Source organism: Nostoc sp. (genome assembly GCF_036917315.1).
In the GTDB taxonomy this organism is placed as follows: Bacteria; Cyanobacteriota; Cyanobacteriia; order Cyanobacteriales; family Nostocaceae; genus Nostoc.
In genome coordinates, this window is record NZ_JBALDR010000071.1 from 278,729 (window position 1) to 295,567 (window position 16,839).

The 16,839-nt window shown below is 41.3% G+C and carries 3 protein-coding genes and 1 pseudogene; all 4 read right to left on the minus strand.

Annotation, left to right across the window (positions count from 1 at the left end; all coding sequences use genetic code 11):
* Positions 1-38: 38 nt before the first annotated feature.
* Positions 39-2,711 (minus strand): annotated as a pseudogene (locus tag V7K84_RS33860) (type I polyketide synthase); the annotation flags it as partial.
* 41 nt (positions 2,712-2,752) lie between these two features.
* Complete coding sequence (locus V7K84_RS33865; RefSeq protein ID WP_334844829.1) at positions 2,753-5,959, minus strand: non-ribosomal peptide synthetase; 3,207 nt, start codon at positions 5,957-5,959, stop codon at positions 2,753-2,755.
* A 50-nt stretch (positions 5,960-6,009) separates the two neighbouring features.
* The gene (locus V7K84_RS33870; RefSeq protein WP_334844831.1) at positions 6,010-6,768 is read right to left on the minus strand and encodes a class I SAM-dependent DNA methyltransferase; all 759 of its coding nucleotides are present in this window, start codon (positions 6,766-6,768) and stop codon (positions 6,010-6,012) included.
* Positions 6,769-6,805: 37 nt separating this feature from the next.
* A complete protein-coding gene (locus V7K84_RS33875; RefSeq protein WP_334844833.1) occupies positions 6,806-16,828 on the minus strand; it encodes an amino acid adenylation domain-containing protein in 10,023 nt (3,340 codons plus the stop codon).
* Positions 16,829-16,839 lie beyond the last annotated feature (11 nt).

Consider the following 16,839-nt stretch of genomic DNA (forward strand, 5'->3'; position numbering starts at 1 on the left):
TTTCCATTCAATTGATTTAACTCATTACCGCTAGAAGATTCAACCCAGTATTTTTGTCGTTCAAAAGGGTAAGTCGGTAAAGCAAGTCGATGACATTTTTGATTGGCATAAAATCCTGACCAATCCACTTGTATTCCAGACAGCCACAAATGTCCCAGAGTATTTAGTAAGAATGCAACATCGGATTGTTGGTCATGAGGATGACGTATGGAGCAAAGTGCGAAATGTCCTTGAGCTTGTTGTTTAGTTAAAGTACTTAAAGTGCGACCTGACCCAACTTCTAAAAAAATCCGATTTGGCTGTTTGCACAATTCAGTAATGCCATCAGCAAAGCGCACTGACGATCGCAAATGTTTAGCCCAGTAATTGTTATCTGTTGCTTCTTCTGGAGTAATCCAAGTGCCAGTTACGTTAGATAAAAAAGGAATTTTTGGGTAATTAAGATTGATTTTTGCAAATAACTTGGTAAATGGCTCAATAATAAAGTCCATCATTTGAGAATGAAAAGCATGGGAAGTATGCAGAAAACGGCAGTCAATCCCTTGCTCGGTTAAGCGGTTTTGTAAATCTTCAATCTCTGCGGTTGGGCCTGAAACTACACAGCGCTCTGGTGCGTTGATGGCTGCTAAGGAAAGTTTATCACCTAGCATCTGCGTAACTTTTTTCTCAGGTAGCGCTACAGCCAGCATTGCTCCTGAAGGTAGTTGCTGCATCAGTTGTCCACGGGTAGCAACTAGCATCAATGCATCTGCTAAAGAAAATACCCCAGCTAAACAAGCGGCGACATATTCTCCTATACTATGACCAATCATTGCACTAGGGCATACTCCCCTAGATAACCACAATTGTGCTAGAGCATATTCAATCGCGAACAACGCCGCCTGGGTAATATGAGTTTGTGTTAACAGTTCTGTCGCCCATTGGGTCTGTTCTTGGCTGGGATAGAGAATAGTGCGTAAGTCTAACCCTAAAATAGGTTTAAGTTGTTCGCAACAATCATCAACCTGTTCCCGGAAAATTGGCTCAGTCTGGTATAATTCTCTACCCATCCCCACATACTGGGTTCCTTGACCGGGAAACATAAACACAACCTCTGACTCACCTGGTTCTTGATAGTGCGTGAGAAGTCGTTGCGGGTCTTTTGTCTCTAAAACTTTGATTGCATCATCAATATCTTGACAAACTACCATCCGACGATGGTCAAAAGCTCGACGACCTACTTTGAGAGTGTAAGCAACATCAGCTAAGTTTAAATTAGGATGCTGTTTGAGGTGATTAGCCAGATTTGCCGTAGCTGTCTCTAATGCTGATTCTGTTTTCGCAGAAACAACCAACAGATGATATTTCCTCGCCTGCTTCCCCTGCTCCCCCTGCTTCTCTAACGGGGCTTCTTCTAGAATTACATGGACATTAGTGCCACCGATACCAAAGGAACTAACCCCTGCACGCCTGGGATGTCCGTTTGACTTCCATTCTGAGAGCTGATTATTGACATAAAAAGGGCTGTTAGCAAAATCAATCTGAGGATTAGGCTGTTCAAAGTGCAAGCTGGGCGGTATTTGCTTGTGTTTGAGCGCGAGGACAGTTTTGATTAAACCTGCAACACCAGATGCGGAATCTAGGTGGCCGATATTCGTTTTTACCGAACCGATGGCGCAGAAATTCTTTTTCTGAGTTCTGGCGCGAAAAGATTTAGTTAACGCGGCAATTTCAATTGGATCTCCTAAAACTGTGCCGGTGCCATGAGCCTCTACATAACTGACCATATCAGGTTCGATTCTGCTGATGGCCAGAGCCTCTGCAATCACCTTGGCTTGACCATCGATACTCGGAGCTGTATAGCCAACTTTGGCAGCACCATCATTATTAATAGCTGAACCTTTAATTACAGCATGAATATAATCTCGATCGGCGATCGCATCTGCTAATCGTTTTAAAATGACTATACCTACACCATCACCGCTAACTGTTCCTTGTGCCTTGGCATCAAAGGCGCGGCAGTGTCCATCGGGAGACAAAATTCCTCCCTCTTGATAAGCATAGCCAGTCTTTTTTAAGTTAGTTATCGAAACTCCACCTGCTAAAACCAGATCGGATTCACGATCTATTAAGCTTTGGCAGGCTAAATGAACAGCAACTAATGAACTAGAACATCCAGTTTGGATAGTGATAGCTGAACCCTTTAAGTCTAATTTATAAGCAACTCGTGTAGTCAGATTATCTGTACGATTATTATGTCTAATTTGGTCAAGACCAACTAATTTTATTAATTCAGGATTGGAAAAAAGATTGAATAAAAAGTAACTACTAATACTGGCACTACCGTAGACACCAATTCGACCTTGATAAGTTTTAGAATCATAGCCAGCACTTTCCAAAGCTTTCCAAGCTGTTTCCAAAAAGAGGCGGTGCTGTGGATCTATTATTTCTGCTGTTTTAGGAGAGTAATCAAAGAATCCAGCATCAAATAATTCTATATCTTCCAATATAGCTTTTGCTTTGACATAATTTGGGTCATTTAGTGTAGTTTTCTCTACCCCAATTGATTCTAGCTCTTGGTCTGAAAAAAATGAAATTGCCTCCAAACCATCTTTTAGATTTTGCCAAAACTTATCTAAATTCCTGGCTTTAGGAAACCGCCCTGACATACCGATAATAGCTATGTCTAAATCGCTTATTGGATTTTCCTTAAATTCATTATTATATACCATGTGTAAATTGTTGTTACTAAAGGTAATTTGTCCAGATAATTTTACCTAGATTGCGCTCTTGATTGTCTTGAAGCAGTGCGGCTCTGGGCGCGTTGAGTGCTTTCCTCAAACGAAGGTATTTCGCTCTGCTTTTGCGTTAAATATTTAGCTAAGGAATTGATGGTTGGATGTTCAAATAAATTAATTACAGATATATTGGTAGGAAAAATATCTCGTAGTTTGGCGTGAATTTGAACAAGCAGTAATGAATGACCACCTATATCAAAGAAATTATCATAAATGCCCACTTTGTCAACATGAAGTATCTGTTGCCAGATATTAGCGATCGCTTGCTCTACCTCATTTTGTGGTGGTTCATAAGTTGCTGCCAATTCTAGGCGATCGCCATTTGATTCTGAGAGCGCACTATGGTTAACTTTACCATTAGGTGTCAGTGGCAGAGCCTTTAACATGATGAAAGTTGAGGGCATCATGTATTCCGGTAGTTGCTGTCTCAAGAATCTTTGTAGTTCGCTAACATTAAGTATTTGTTGTTGCTTAGAAACAATGTAAGCTACTAAAGATTTGTTGCCATTATCTTCCCGAACAGAAACTACAGCCTGTTGCACTTGCAAATGTTGACACAGTATGGTTTCAATTTCTCCAAGTTCAATGCGGAAGCCCCTAATTTTTACCTGACGATCGACTCGCCCAATGAATTCAATATTGCCGTCAGGTAAATAACGAGCCATATCACCACTTTTGTATAAACGCGAACCCGTCTCTGCAAAAGGATTAGGAATAAACTTTTCTGCCGTTATATCAGACTGATTAAAATAACCCCTAGCTAATCCCGCACCGCCGATGTACAGTTCACCTGCTACACCAATGGGTACTGGTTGCAGTTGCTCATCCAGTAAATAAATCTGCGTATTGGCAAGTGGACGACCAAGGGGTACTGTCTGCGTACTAATTTGCTGATTTTTAACTGCAAAGGTAGTAACCCCCACGGTGGCTTCTGTAGGGCCGTAGTGATTGAAAATTAAGCTAGATGGTGCTTGCTGCCGAATCTGTTCAATAAGTTGCCAGCTTGCAGCCTCGCCACCCAGAATTAGCTGCTGGCGAGGCAAGATGGAATCGGATGGTACAGAGGCGAGAAGAGTCGCAAGGTGGGAAGGAACAATTTTGAGACAGTCGATCGGATGGGTGCGGCAGTATTTTGCCAAGGCTGCTGAGTCTGTAGCACACTCGATGGATAATACATGCAGACATCCGCCAGTGCAAAGAGCAGCAAAGATTCCAGTGTTGCCCAAGTCGGCAGCTAAGGTGGAAACTGTGGCGAAGTTAGTTGTGGTTGATAAGTCTAATCTCTGTGTAATTCCGTGGAGGTAATTCAGTAGTTGTCGGTGTTCGATCGCAACTCCCTTCGGTTTACCAGTAGAGCCAGAGGTGAACAAGACGTAAACTAAATTCTGGACTGTCACTGCACTGGCGGGATTATCATTTTTGCGATCGGCAATGATATCCCAATCTGTATCTAAGCAAACTATCTCAGCTACATCTGTTGGCAGGTTATCGACTAATCGCTGTTGTGTCAATATCAGTGGTATTTCGATATCTTGCAATCGACTAGCAAAACCTTCCTTGGGTAAGGTTGGATCTAGCGGTAGATAAGCTCCACCAGCTTTCAGAATGCCCAAAAGTCCAATAATCATCAAGAGCGATCGCTCTGTGCAAAGTCCTACTAAAACTTCCGGCTTGACTCCTCGCTGCTGCAAATAGTTAGCAAGTTGATTGGCTCTGCGGTTCAACTGTGCATAAGTTAGTTGTTGCTCTTCAAAGACAATAGCAATTTTATCAGGTGTTTTTTGTACTTGTGCTTCAAATAATTGGTGGATACATTTATTTTGTAGATTGTCAATATGTGTTTGATTAAAATCTACTAGTAATTGTTGGCGATCGCTAAAGCTGAGAATTTCTAATTGGCTGATTTTCTCTTCAGGATTAGCAGTTACACTCGTTAATAAAGTTTGAAATTCTTTGGCTAGACGTTCAATAGTATCGGCTGAAAAATAATTGATATCGTAGTAGAATTCTGTCGTTAAAGAATGCTTGCTTTGAGTACAAGTAAGTTTTATTTTAAATTGTTCAATACAACTGTAATATTGCTCAAGAGAAAATGACACGTCGCTAGCAAAGAGTTTTTCTGGTAGTTCCTCAAACTCGAAACCGATGGGAAAAGCTAGGTGTTCGTGATTTTCTATGGATTCTGGCACAAAATAATCTTGCCATTCTGCACCCGCTTCTATAGTTTGATTAGCTAGTTCTAAAACTTCTCTAAAGCGTAAATCTGGTGTCAAATGGCTGTGAATTGGCAACCAAGTAGCCACAAGTCCTAATAAATTATATAGTTCTTCATAGTCTCTGCGATCGCTAGCCATACCAATAACGATATCTGGCTGTCTTGTAAGTCGCCAAATCAGAGTTTGCCAGCAAGCTAGTAAGACAACATCTGTGGAAGTATCATACTTTTGAGCTAAATTGGCAATCTTAGCTGTCACATCAGGAGTAATATCTAATCGACAGCAGTTTATCTCAAATTTTGATGGCTGTAATGGCTGCTTCTCAAAAGGTAACTTCAACGAAGCGAGTGTAGAAAGCTTTTGCTCATGCCAGTATTTTTTAGCTGCTTCTGCATCTTCATCTGTGAGTAATTGATTCTGCCATTCTGAGAATTGCAGATATTGGACAACTTCTTCTGATAGTCTTTCACCTTGTAAGCAAGCAGAATATGAATTGCTAATTTCAGTTACCAGATTCTTGAGTGTCCGAGTATCGGCACAAAGTGAAGGTAAACTGATGATTAAACTGTACCTATGTACATCAAGTTTCAGTAGAGATACATGTAAAAGTGGCCCTTGCTCAAACTCGAACTTAAAATTACGTGCTTCCTGACAAAAATATGCAATTTTGCTTGAAACTTCTTTCGGTTCCCAGTGAGTTAAATCAATCTCACGCCACGACAAAATACTGCTATTTCCTAAAACCATTACAGGAATTTTCATTCCAGGTAAGCAATGAAAAGTTGTACCCAAATTTCCGTGTCGAATAGCAACTTGTTCTAAAGCAGTTTTTAATATCTCTGGTTTAAGATTGCCTTCTAGAAGAAAAGCACATTGAGCCAAATAAGCTGAACTAGACTGCTGTAATAACCAAAGATGCTTTTGTTGAATGGAAAGCTGAAAACCCTGAGTTATTTGATTTGACATACATTTCTTATTACTCTTGACAAATAACACGTAATCTACTTAGACAATGCCTACTCACTTAGCGGTTTACGACAAACAAAACAGGCAGTTTGAGAGGCTTTATTTACTTCTAGATCGCGGTTAACATCATAGATGTTTACTTCTGTAAATCCTACTTTTTCCAGAGCAATTTTTACATCTTTTGCTGAATAAGCTTTTAAGAAAAAGCTTTTATCTAAACGTTGCCAGTTACCATTTATAAATTGAAATCTTGTAGTGTCTTTCCGACCTATTTTGTTTTCTATATCGTAGTTCCAAATATCAACCCAGACATTATCATCTTTGACACCTCCACCAGAATCATTATTTTTCCAGTCTGATTCACACAATTCTTCTAAATACAATTCAAAGACAAAAATACCGTTTTCCAGCAATGAATTATAAACATTTTGCAATACATCATGTAGTTCTTCAGGCTTGAGAAAATAATTCAGAACACCATCTGTAGAAATAGCTGCATGAAAAGTTGGCAGTAATTTAAAAAACCGGGCATCATCAAGAATAAATTTAGCATTTGGCGCATTCTCTCGAGCCACATTAAGCATTCCTTCAGAGCTATCAAGCCCAGTTACTTGATAACCTCTTTTTAGTAGCCGTTGGGCAATTTGTCCAGTACCACAACCGAGGTCAAAAATATGCGCTCCTTCTGGAATATTTTTGAGGATTAATCTATCTAGACAATTTAATACAATTTCGTGGCGCTCTATGCCTTTCAAGTCATACATAGAAGCGATCGCATCATGATTTGTGTTGCGTTGTTTTGAAGACATGATAATGTCGATCCTGATTTTATAATGGTTAGTAATTTCAAGCTGATTGAATCATTTGTGCCATTGCTACAACAACTTTGCGATAGCCTAAGTAGGGATTTCTTCCGTGGGCAGTGAGCATATTATCTAACATCAAAATATCGCTCTTTTGCCAAGCAAAGCTAGTCTGACACTGCTGATAAACTTCATTTATTTCTGCAATAGCTGAGTCTTCTATAGGAGTACCGTCTCCGTAATAAACATTACGCGGTAGCTTTTTATCTCCAAATGTAGACAATAAAGATTCTCGAACTTCTACATCTAAATACGCTATATGGTGTAACTGGATTTGATTAAAAAATACAGGTTCACTCGTTTTTGGGTGTACTGCTAATGCTGGACGAATTTGGCGCGTAATTAGACTGTTATTATCATACCATTCAAAATCCATTTTTGCATGGCGGCAATAATTTTCTACGAGAGATTTATCATGGGTACGAAAGAAATTTTGCCAGCTTACATCCAGACCATTAGTGTAGTGACGAACATACATTAATTGTTTTCTATCTAATCTTTCTCGCAGCTTGGGATTGATGATTTTGTAAGCTTGGCGGCAGTCTATAATCGGCGTTTCTCCACCTTGTTGTGCTGGTTGCACGCAGAAAAACCAAATTTTCAGAGGCCACTGATGTAAATGAGAGCTTTCATTATGAAAAAGGATTGCTTTATCAGCTGGATAAGGAGTAGAGCCATAAACTTTACCACTCTCACTAGCCCGAGGTAAATCACCATATTCACCAAACAATTGTGGAGAAATTGCCTGAGCGAAACTTTCAAATTCTGACACTGATTCTACATTGAAACCTCGAAATAATATTGCGCCATGTTTTAATAATTCTGTCTGGATAAACTCCTGGTTAATTTTAGCCCAAGCTACCAAATCAATATCGTTTGTAGCTGGCTGAATTACCAGAGGAAATGTTTGCTGTGATTGGAGATAATTAGTTTTTACCAATCTTTCTGGTAATAAGCTAACGGCCTTAGGAGTAATGCCAATCAACTTTTTCTGATTAAAGGCTCTGCGTTCTTTTTTTTGCATAGCTTGTTGTTTTCTTTCAGCTTCGGTAAGCATTTCTAAGCTACTAATCCGAGCATCAGGTTGTGAAATGATATTGTTAAGAAGTGTCTGGAAGTGACCAGTCATGCGAGTAATAGTGGTGGTATCAAATAAGTCAGAGTTATATTGCCACTTACCTGAAATTCCTTGGTCTGTTTCTGTGAGAAATAGTGCTAAATCAAACCTAGCTACTTTGTGTTCAATTTCCAACAAACTTAAGGTTAGTCCTGGTAATTCCAAAGGTGGCATCGGCGCATTTTGCAGGACAAATAATACCTGAAATAGTGGTGGTGTGTTACTCAAATTCCGCTCAGGTTGTAAAGCTTTGACTAATTCCTCAAAAGGTAAGTCTTGATGAGCATAAGCTCCTAATGCTACTTGACGTACTCGTTTCAGCAAATCTTGGAAACTGGGGTTTCCGCTGAGGTCGATGCGTAAGACAAGAAGATTGACAAAAAAGCCAATTAATTGTTCAGTTTCTGCTCGATTCCGATTAGCGACATCAGTACCAACAACGATGTCATCTTGATTGGTGTAGCGTTGTAGCAATATCTGAAAACCTGCCAGCAAGGTCATAAATAAAGTGACACCCTGTTGGCGCGAGATTGCTTGTAGTGCTATGGACAGATGGGAGGGAATGATGAAGGATTGAGTAGCACCCTGATTGGTTTTTACTTCTTGGCGCGGACGTGCTGTAGGTAATTGCAGTACAGGGAGATTGTTGCCCAATTGCTGCTTCCAATAGGCAAGTTGCGCTTGGAGTACCTCACCCTGCAACCATTGTCTTTGCCATACAGCAAAGTCTACATACTGGATGGGCAGTTCTGGAAGTGGTGAGGGTTGCCCATTACAAAAAGCTTGGTAAAGTGCTGTCACCTCACGCACTAACACGCCAATTGACCAACCATCAGAGGCAATGTGGTGCATGGTAACAAGCACTATATATTCTTGTTCGCTAAGGCGGAGTAATTTCACCCGCAGTAGAAGGTCATTTTTGAGATCAAAGGTTTGTTGCGCCTCGACTAATGCCAGTTGTTTGGCAGTAGCATCTTGTTCCACAAAAGGTAACTCACTCAAGTCGATTACTAATAATGGCAGTGCTGTCACTGGTGTGATGATTGCCACAGGTCGCCCTTCTACTGTCTTAAAATTAGTTCGCAAAGCTTCGTGACGGCATAGAATTTCGTTAAAACTATTCTGTAGTGCTGTTAAGTTTAACTGTCCTTCTAAGCGAATAGCGGCAGGCATGTTGTATGAAGGGCTTTTTGACTCTAACTGAGTAAGAAACCATAGTCGCTGTTGGGCAAAAGATAGAGGTAACTCGTGTGAGCGGGAAATGCGTTCAATGGTTGCTGCTTCAAATACCAAGTCTGCTCTGCTGGCTTTCTCAATTTCTGTAGCTAACTTGGCGACTGTCGGCTTCTCAAACAACCGATGTAAAGGAAGCTTTATTTCAAAAACTTTTTGGATTTGGGAAATAACACGAGTAGCGACAAGAGAGTGCCCACCTAATTCAAAGAAGTTATCGTGAATGCCTACTTTCTCAAGAGCCAAAACCTCTGCCCAGATTCCGGCAAGCATCTCCTCTACAGGCGTAGAAGGAGCTACAAAGGTTTCTTCAGATTCAACCTGAAGACTAGATGCTGATAGCGATCGCCTGTCTACTTTACCATTAGGTGTCAGTGGCAGTGCCTCTAGTGTTACAAAAGCCGAGGGAACCATATACTCAGGCAGTTTTTCTTGTAGAAAACGGCGTAGCTGTGGCACTAAATCGCGAGTCCATTTTGGCTTTAAAGGATTATTGGCATAAAAATTCCAAGGTTTGGGGCGAATTTCACCAGGGAAAGAAGGAACTATTTTGTGAAAATCTGCTGAGTCAGCCGCCGAGCATCGTGTTAATATCACGTCGTAACTGCCATCTGCGATCGCACTCGTCCAGCTAATATCGATGGTATAGGGCAATTCCTGGTTCAAAGCCCACAGGTCTTCGGGATTTACTTGAGATCCAGTAACGACTCGTACAGCTTGCCGTATGTCTTCTACTGTCTCAGTTACAGAATCACTGGCGAGCAATTCTAAGGTTTTGATTTCTGGTGACAGACGTGCATTCGGTACACGCCGTAGTCCGAGCATATCGGGTTTAGTTGACTGTAGCAACTGGCGGACAGAGGTTAGTGTTAACTCTTGTTCCTGCCAATCCAGCCACGGAAACTCTTTCGGGGAAACTACTTCAGCTTGGACATGGAGAATCACATCATAGCGGAACTTAGTCAGCTCGTTGTGATGATGACCGCGCTTAGGAGAAATCCGAACGTGACTGATTTGTGGAAGGTGTTGCTTCAAAGCAATGAAAAATGCCGGATCGATTACTAGTTCTTGCTCTTTTTCCAGACTTTGTTTTACACGCTGGCGCAACTGGGTTTTGGAGAGTAAGGCAGGAGCCTGATACAGCTGAACCGAGGCATGGAAAGCCTCTAAAAGTGGCAAACTACGTACATCTCCAACAAAAATAAATCCTCCAGGTTCCACGGAAGCGACAGCGCCTTCCAATACCCGAAGCAGGTAGTTGATGCTAGGAAAGTACTGTATTACAGAGTTGAGGATAACTGCGTTGAACGCTTTTGCCTCCAACCCCTGAAAGTTGTCTGCCTCTCTCTGGCAAAGAGTAACTTGTGTAAGCGGCTGTGCCTGTAACCTTAATTGCTGCTGAATATAGTCTATAACTGACTGTGAGAAGTCTGTGCCCCAGTATTGGGTACAGTGGGAAGCGATTCGGAACAGCAATAAACCAGTACCACATCCAATCTCCAGTACACGGGTGGGTTTAAAATTCAGGATGCGCTTTACTGTATGCTCCACCCACTCCTGCATTTGTTGAGTGGGAATGGGCTGACCTGTATAGCTACTATTCCAACCAAGCAAATTTAATGTTGGCTCTTCATGGGGAGAGCTTTGGCTGTAACTTTCATCCCAAACGCTTTTCCACTGGGAAATCTGCTCGTCATAACTCGGTGTTCCCGATCCCAACTCATCTAGATTCTGGGATTGTAAATTTGGAACGATATATGCAATCAAACGCTTGTTGTCTGGTTGACTTTCTTGCACCAAAACTACAGCTTGTTGCACTTCTGGGTTTTGGCTCAACAACGTTTCAATCTCTCCGAGTTCAATGCGGAAACCCCGAACCTTGACTTGATGATCGATCCGCCCTAAATATTCAATAGTCCCGTCTAGTCGATAGCGAACTAAGTCCCCAGTTTTGTATAACCGAGAAATTGAAGTGTTGTTAAAGGGGTTAGGGATAAATTTCTGTACTGTGAGTTCTGGTTGATTGAGATAACCAAGAGCCAGTCCTACACCACCGATGTGTAGTTCACCCGGAACTCCTACGGGAACTGGTTGCAGGTTTTCGTCTAAAATATAAAATTCTGTGTTAGCAATCGGACGACCAATGGAAATGATACCATCTCGACCCTCTACGTTATTTGTAGCCTCTACCTGATGGGCAGCTGACCAGATAGTAGTTTCTGTTGGCCCGTATAAATTCCAGAGTTCAGTACTTCGTTCGAGCAACTGATTGGCTAGTTCGCGATCGAGAGCTTCACCGCCACAGAGGATTTTTAGTGACCAACGACCCTGCCACCCAGCTGCTAGAAGCAGTCGCCAAGTAGCTGGCGTGGCTTGTATGACAGTAGTACCAGAAGATATCAGCCTTTCTAATAATTGAGTTCCGTCAACCGCAACTTCACGGCTGACCACTATCAAACGAGCGCCTACAATCAGTGGCAGGTAGATTTCTAGTGCTGCAATATCAAACGATAATGTTGTGACTGATAGGAGAATATCTTCCTGAGTCAGCCTGATGTTAAGGCGCATGGCACTTAAGAAGTTAACCAACGCTCGGTGTGGAATTTGCACTCCTTTGGGCTTACCAGTTGAGCCAGAGGTGTAAATCACATAGGCTAAATCTTTAGTAGTTACCTGGCTAATGGGATGACAATTGTGTTGGCTAATCTTCTGCCAGTCTGTATCAAGGTATACGAATTTTCCTTGATATTTCGGTAAAGTCGCCATCAATTTCTGTTGAGTGAGCAGCACCGAGACTTGAGCATCTTCTAGCATGAATGCTAAACGTTCGTGCGGATAGGCTGGATCGAGAGGGACATAAGCACCACCTGCTTTCAGGATGCCTAACAATCCGACCACCATATCGAGCGATCGCTCCACGCAAATACCTACCAACATTTTTGGTATCACACCCAACTCTTGTAAATACTGTGCTAGCTGGTTGGCACGAATATTCAATTCCTCATAGGTAAGTTGTCGATCTTCAAAAACCACTGCGATGGAATTTGGTGTTTGTTCTACTTGAGCCTCAAATAACTCATGAATACAACTAGAGGGATAATCAGCCGATGTTTGATTCCAATCTCCTAGCAGTTGCTGTTGTTCTGTTGCAGTCAAGATTGGCAAGTCAGATAGATGGCGATCGGGATTAGCCACAATCCCTTCTAGTAATACCTGGAAATGTCCCTGCATCCGGCTAATTGTGGGAGCATCAAACAAATCGCTGTTGTACTCGAACACGCCCGTCAACCCTTGTTCAGTTTCCGTTAAAAACAGGGTTATATCAAACATGGCTGTTTCGGTTTCTACTTCCATCGGACTCAGGATCGCTCCTGGAAGCTTCAAAACCTCCATTGGGGCATTTTGCAAAATTAACATCACCTGAAATAGTGGTGTGTGGCTTAAATTCCGCTCTGGCTGTAGCTCTTCTACAAGCTGCTCGAAAGGTAAATCTTGATGAGCATAAGCATCTAATGTCACCTCCCGAACCCGCCGCAGTAATTCTTTGAAGCTTGGATTTGCCGACAGATCGGTACGCAGTACAAGAGTATTGACAAAAAAGCCGATTAATGGTTCTATTTCACTGCGATTGCGGTTAGCAATGGGAGAGCCAATCAAAATATCTGCTTGATTTGTGTAGCGATACAGCAATGTTTTGAACGCCGCTAGCAGAGTCATAAACAGAGTAACTGCTTCCCGCCGTGAAAGAGACTTGAGTGCCTCAGTCATAACTTTGGAAATTTGCCACGATTGTTTTCTGCCCTTAAAGGTTTGAATGGCTGGTCGGGGTCGGTCGGTAGGAAGTTGCAGCACGGGCAATTTTCCGCCTAACTGCTGTTTCCAGTAAGCCATTTGAGATAACTGTACTTCTGTTTGTAGCCACTGCCGTTGCCAAATAGCAAAGTCTGCATATTGAATAGTCAAATCGGGGAGTGACGAGGGCTTGCCGCTAGAGAATGATTCGTAAAGTGCAGCTACTTCCCGAACAATCACACCTGCCGACCAACCATCGGCGACAATATGATGTATTGTGAACACCAACACATATTCTTCCTCGTCCAACCGTAATAGAGAAGTTCGTAGCAATGCATCTTCAGTCAAGTTAAAAGCCTGTCGTGCTTGTGAGCTAGCCAGTTGCCGAACTTCAACTTCTTGTTCTTCTGGTGATAATTTTCCTAAATCTATAATCGGCAGTTTTATATTTAGCGCCGAAGCAATCTGTTGGACGGCTCGCCCATCTACATCTGTAAAGCTCGTCCGCAAGACCTCATGGCGTCGCACAATTTCATTGATGCTTTGCTCCAGTGCTGCTACGTTGAGCAAACCTTTTAATAGTACAGCTCGGGAAATGTTGTAAAAAGGGTTATCTGGTTCCATCTGATTGAGGAACCACAGCCGCTGTTGAGCAAACGACAGTGGCAACTCACCTTCCCGCTTCACCTGATTGATAAGCATAGTTGCTGAGTTCTGTCCGCTCCTCATTGCCGTTTCAATCAGTTCTGCAAGCCCAGCTATTGTAGGTGTTTCAAACAAACTACGTAACCGCAACTCTACTTGGAAGGCTTCGCGTACTTGGGAAACAACTTGCGTGGCTAGCAAAGAGTGTCCTCCCAAATCAAAAAAGTTATCGTGAATACCTACCTGCTTAATACCTAGAATCTCGCTCCAAATTCCTGCTAGTACTTCCTCAACTGGTGTGCGAGGAGCCACAAAACTTTTTGCTGTCTCTGGTCGTACTTGGTCAGGTGCTGGCAGAGCTTGACGGTCTATCTTCCCACTAGGAGTTAGCGGTAGTGCCGTTAGCATAACAAAGGTGGAAGGCACCATATAATCAGGCAAGTTTGCTTGCAGATAACTACGCAGTTCATCAACTTGGTAGGAGGATTCTTGGGATGGTACTACATAGGCTGCCAAATACTTCTGACCTAGCTCTAAATCTGGTGCTACGATTACAGCCTCTTTTACACTTGGATGCTGGCTCAACACAGCTTCAATTTCTGTCAGTTCAATGCGAAAACCTCGAATCTTTACTTGGTAATCGCTACGTCCAATAAACTCGATTGTGCCATCTGGTAAATAACGTGCTAAATCACCTGTTTTATACAGTCTTGCTCCTGGTTGGCGGCTAAAATAATTAGGAATGAATTTATCAGCAGTTAGTTCAGGATGCTGCATATAGCATCGGGCTAACCCTGCGCCACCAATATATATTTCACCTTTGATTCCAATAGGAGTCAAGTGTAAGTTATTGTCCAGAATATAAACTTGTGTATTAGCAATTGATTTGCCAAGAGGAACTGTTTTAGTTGTTAAATTGACTTCTGTAATTAAATGAGTGAGTACGCCAACAGTGCTTTCTGTGGGGCCATAATGGTTAAATATCTGGCAATTGGGTGCTAACTGGCGAATTTGCTCAACTAACTGCCAATTAGTAGCTTCACCACCTAAAATTAGTCGTTGACGAGGCAGGATAGATTGGGGTGTAGGAGATAGCAGCAGGGAACTAAGGTGAGAAGGAACAATTTTGAGACAATCTATAGGATGTTTGTGGCAATATTCTGTTAAGGCAACTGGATCGGTAGCGCGATCGTAGGAGATAATATGTAGACATCCTCCTGTGCAAAGTGCAGGGAAGAGAACGGTGTTACCTAAGTCTGCGGCTAGAGTGGAAACTAATGCAAAGTTGCAGGTGGAATTGGTAGGTAGTTTTAAACTATCAATGATGGCATAGACATAATTAAGAATTTGCTGATGTTCAATGGCAACTCCTTTGGGTTTGCCTGTGGAACCAGAGGTAAATAATATATAAGCTAGATGATTATTGTTTGCCTGACAGTGAGGATTAATATCAGTTTCATGAGAAAATTTCTGCCATTGTGCAGCCAAATTCATGACTTGCAGTTGTTCGATATTAGCTACTTCTGATAATCTCTTTGCTACGCAAGTATTAGTAATCAAAAAGGAGGCTTGGATATCTTTTAAACGTGATGCTAAACTCTTGGGTGGAATCCCTGGATCTAAGGCGATGTATGCTCCACCAGCCTTGAGAATGCCTAAAATACTCACAATCATATCAGTCGAACGTTCTAGGCAAATTCCCACTAATATCTCTGCTCCTACTCCTTGTTTTTGTAAGTAGTGAGCTAATTGATTTGCCTTTTGATTGAGTTGTTGATATGTGAGTTTTTCCTCTTCAAAAACTACAGCAATCTGATTAGGAGTTTTTTGTACTTGTGCCTCAAATATTTGGTGGATTAACAGATTTTTGGGATAATTTTTGTTGCGATCGTATAGTAGCTGTGTTCTTTCAATATCGCTGATAATTTCTAACTGACTGATTGGTAAATCTGGATGAGCGATCGCACTACCCACTATACTTTTAAATTGCCCAGCTAAAACTTCAATGTAGTCGGAATTAAATAAGTTTGAATTATAGTGAAGCTCTGCAATTAATTGGTGATTACCAATACATTTCAGCTTAATATTAAATTTTTCAATACACGAGTATTGCTGATAAATCGAAAAGACAGTATCAGCATTTGTGTACTTAGGCGATTGTTCTAAAAATTCAAAGCATAAAGGTGAAAAACGTGAATTGTTTGGCGCTAAATCTGCTATATTTCCCCAATTAAAATAAGGATGATATTTGAAGCTATCAGTCAGATTATTTTTATAGATAATCTCGACAAATGTACTTTCTTTGTCTAACTCAATATTAATAGGTAAATATTTAGCAAATAAACCTATAGCATCTTCCAGTTCTTGGTAATTACGCCCATCACAACCAATTCCAATAATTACATTTGATTGTTGGGTAATCCGCCAGATCAAAATCTGCCAGCAAGTTAATAAAAAATTAGAAACTGAAGTATTATATTGCCGAACTAATATTTCTATCTGTGCCGTTAATTCAGGAGTAATGTTGATAGATTGTATTTGCGGCTGAAATGTTGATTTTAAAGCGGTTTGTTGTTCCCAAGGTAACTTTAAGGTTGTCAACGCAGCAATATTTTGTTTACGCCAATACTCTCTCCCCGCTTCTGTATCTTCTCCCTCTAACAATTCATTTTGCCATTCAGCTAAATCTGCATATTGTAGCGGTTCATTATCTAACTCTTTTCCCTGAACGCAAGCTGCATAAGATTGACTGATTTCTCGCACCAAAATATTTAGTGATGCTGCGTCTGCACAAAGGGCAGGTAAGCAGATCAATAGAATATACTTTTCTAAAGATAAAGTAACTAAAGATAAGCGCAACAGAGAACCATGTTGTAGATCGAATACTTCTTGGTTAAATTGCTCAAATAAGCTTGATAATAATTCTTCTTGTTGTTGATGGCTGCAACTACTGAAGTCGTAGTTTTCACCCCAAGTAATATTTTTATTTGTAATTACTTGCAATGGGATAGACATCCCTGGCAAACAATGAAAGTTAGTGCGAAGTATTTCATGGCGATTGACAAGCTGTTCTAAGGCTTGCTTCAAGATGTTGATATCGATAACGCCTTCAATTAAAACAGCACATTGAGAACGATAGGGAAGGCTATTAACTTCTTGCAATTGCCACAAATGTTTTTGCTGAGGCGAGAGGCGAAAACCTTGCATTTCTTCTAACATTACTAATTCTC

Bases quoted from the DNA above. Each gene is read 5' to 3' on its own strand.
- V7K84_RS33875 (WP_334844833.1), bottom strand. From the start codon at position 16,828: ATGTTAGAAGAAATGCAAGGTTTTCGCCTCTCGCCTCAGCAAAAACAT.
- V7K84_RS33865 (WP_334844829.1), bottom strand. From the start codon at position 5,959: ATGTCAAATCAAATAACTCAGGGTTTTCAGCTTTCCATTCAACAAAAG.
- V7K84_RS33870 (WP_334844831.1), bottom strand. From the start codon at position 6,768: ATGTCTTCAAAACAACGCAACACAAATCATGATGCGATCGCTTCTATG.